Source organism: Algoriphagus kandeliae (genome assembly GCF_004571135.1).
Classification (GTDB): Bacteria; Bacteroidota; Bacteroidia; order Cytophagales; family Cyclobacteriaceae; genus Algoriphagus; species Algoriphagus kandeliae.
This window is the reverse complement of record NZ_SPSB01000010.1, coordinates 1-2,851: the sequence shown is the minus strand read 5'-3', so window position 1 is coordinate 2,851 and position 2,851 is coordinate 1. Positions and strand designations below refer to the sequence as shown.

Sequence of the window (2,851 nt, the reverse complement as noted above, 5' to 3'; positions counted from 1 at the left end):
CACAGATGAACCAGGGTAAGCTGACGGCCGAACTGGAGCCGGAGAGCGACTTCTCGCTGACCATCAGCAAGCCGGGTTACTTCTCGGTGACCGACAACTCGATCACGACCAAGGGCTTTGAAGGGGATACGGTGAAGCGTGAATACAAGCTGATGCCGATTCCGTACCAGTTGCCGGTGTACGTGGACATTGTGTACTACGACCTGGACAAGTTTGCGATCCGTGAGGATGCGAAGCCCGCATTGGACAAGATTGCCGAGATCATGAAGAAATACAGCTTCCTGGATCTGTTGGTGGCATCCCATACGGACTCCAGGGCATCGGATGAGTATAACATCAAGCTATCCAACAACCGTGCGAAGGCGGTGACCGAATACATGGCACAGTACAACATCGCGGCCGACAGGATCCGCTTGGAGTGGTTCGGTGAGAGCCAGCTGGTCAACGACTGCGGCAACGGGGTACCGTGTTCGGAGGCAAACCACCAGTTGAACAGACGTTCGGAACTGGTGTTGGAAGCCTTCCCGGATCCGACCGTGCAGTATGACATCCCAGCCGAGCTAAAGGATAAGGACTTCTGTAATCCGGAGGATCTGTTTGAGATGCTTCAGGACGAGATCAGCCAGATCCCGACGATCTACTTCGACTTTGACAAGGCGATGTTGAGAAGCGTGCACAAGAAGGAGCTGGAGCGTACGGCGATCATGCTGAAGCGGATGCCGAACCTGATGCTGTACATTGAGGGCCACACCGACCAGCGGGGCAGCGAGGAGTACAACCAGAGCCTGTCCGAGCGCAGGGCCGATGCGGTGATGGAATACCTGATGAAGCGTGGCATCGAGGAGAACCGGATGGAGCACCAGTGGTTCGGGGAGACCCGTCCGGTGCACGACTGCAACACCGAAACCTGTACCGAGGCGATGCACCAGCTGAACCGACGGACCGAGCTGCGGGTGGGTAAGTCCTCCTTCACCTACACCGGAAGAAGAAAGAAAGTGGACACCATGTAAGAGGTATCAACATAAACAAACACACAAAAAGGGACCTACAACAGGTCCCTTTTTTATTTATATAAAGCGGTTTATTACCCTTTGATTTGAAAAAAATCAAAAAATTTCAAAAATTCTAAATTTTAATTTTTCAAGGAAGGATGCGTTCACTTTTTAGTTTTTTCACGAGGGCAAATTCAATCTAATTCTTTTAAAAAAATAGCTATACGGCCTTACAAGGTCCTTTTTCAGTTTTTTTAAAAGCTCTTTATTGCCAAAACCTTGTTTAAAATCGACCTCTATTCGTTAAACAAAATTGTATTTTAGCCTTAAAAAAGAACATTTCACACCAAAAAAATTGCTTTTCATATAAAAAAATTTGCACAAACGCTTGGATATGAAAAGCATAAAAGTGTATTTTTACGACATAAAAGTGTTTTGTTTTGGAGCAAACTATCTAAAAAACAGCTCTAAAATCAAAATAAGCGAGAAAATGGGGGTGAAAAGATGAGGTCAAAAAGCTGATTCCGATCACCGAAAATGAAGAAAAGTATAGCGAAACGATTACGAACTCGAAATTTTAACCAATAACGATATGGACCAGGTATCCAAATTCAAGAAAGATCACTTACCGATAGGGAGTGAGTTTTTTAAAGACTTGAAATCGACAGGGAAATTGAATTTTATATTCAAGTTTTCCTTTTTGTTTCTGTTTTTCATTCAGCTTTCGGGCCTCAGTTTAGCCCAATTTTCGGGGACTCCACCATTGGTGATTGATCCAAATAATCCTCCAGGTTGTCCTCAGAACAACGTGACTATTACGGATGTACAGTTTCGAGATTTAAATAATCAGGAATTAGATCCAAATGCTGACTATGAGCCTGGAGATGAAATCGATGGCTATATAGCTGCCCAGTTTGGAGGTAGTTCCTCAAATGCATATAATTTATATGTTCAATATGATCTTTTTATCAATGGGGTTTTTCAAGAAACCATATTTGATTGTTTTTTCTCAGGAGAAAATGTAAACAATGATGGGGTGACTTATTACCCTTTATTGAATTTCAGTTTAACCGTAGGTGATGAAATTGAGTTAAAAAATATTTATATGACCTGGAGGACAGGGAATGCTGGTGATGGCCTTTGTCCTGCTACTTTGGGAAATTCTCAATGTTATTGGTCTGAGCCAGGATTATTAGTAAGGACTCCTTTAGTTCCCAACTTTACATTTGAGACTAGTTGTGATGATTATACTGTAAACTTTTTTGATGCTACCACCGGTGGTAATGTTGGGAATTATAGTTGGTCTTGGAATTTTGATGGTCTTGGAAGTTCACCTCTCGAGAACCCTACTTTTGATTTTGGATCTGCAGGTACATTTGATGTCACGTTGACAGTAAATGATGGAGTAGTTAATCCCAAAAGCATTACAATTCCAGTACAAGTTTATGAACCGTTTGAATTGGTGGTTGATAATAAAACCAATGACGGTTGTTCAGTTGGTCAGTCAGGATCAATTGATATTTCTGTTTCTGGAGGTGATGGCTCTTATACTTTTGAATGGAGTACGTTGGATGGTTCTGGATTGGATATAGATGGTGAGGATCAAAGTGGTCTATCAGCTGGAACTTACTCTGTTTCAGTTACCGATGGGCGCGGATGTTTAATTACAACTGAGGTAGTAATTGAACAAGATATTTGTAGTCTGACGATTACCAAGGAGTTGACCAACGCGGACGATGCGGTTGTAGACACCAATGGTGAAACTATTGAATACACAATAACAGTAGAGAACACGGGCAACGTAGACTTGACCGGTGTTGATGTAAGCGACGAATTGCCTGACGGCAGCGCGGCTACGT

At 43.2% G+C, this 2,851-nt stretch carries 2 protein-coding genes; both read left to right on the top strand.

The genetic code is table 11. From position 1 onward, the window contains the following. The coding region (locus E4S40_RS17025) for an OmpA family protein (RefSeq protein WP_135077161.1) at positions 1-1,010 on the top strand (1,010 nt) is incomplete at its 5' end. Positions 1,011-1,584: 574 nt separating this feature from the next. Next, on the top strand, positions 1,585-2,851 hold a 1,267-nt coding region (locus tag E4S40_RS17020; protein WP_135077158.1), incomplete at its 3' end, for a DUF7507 domain-containing protein.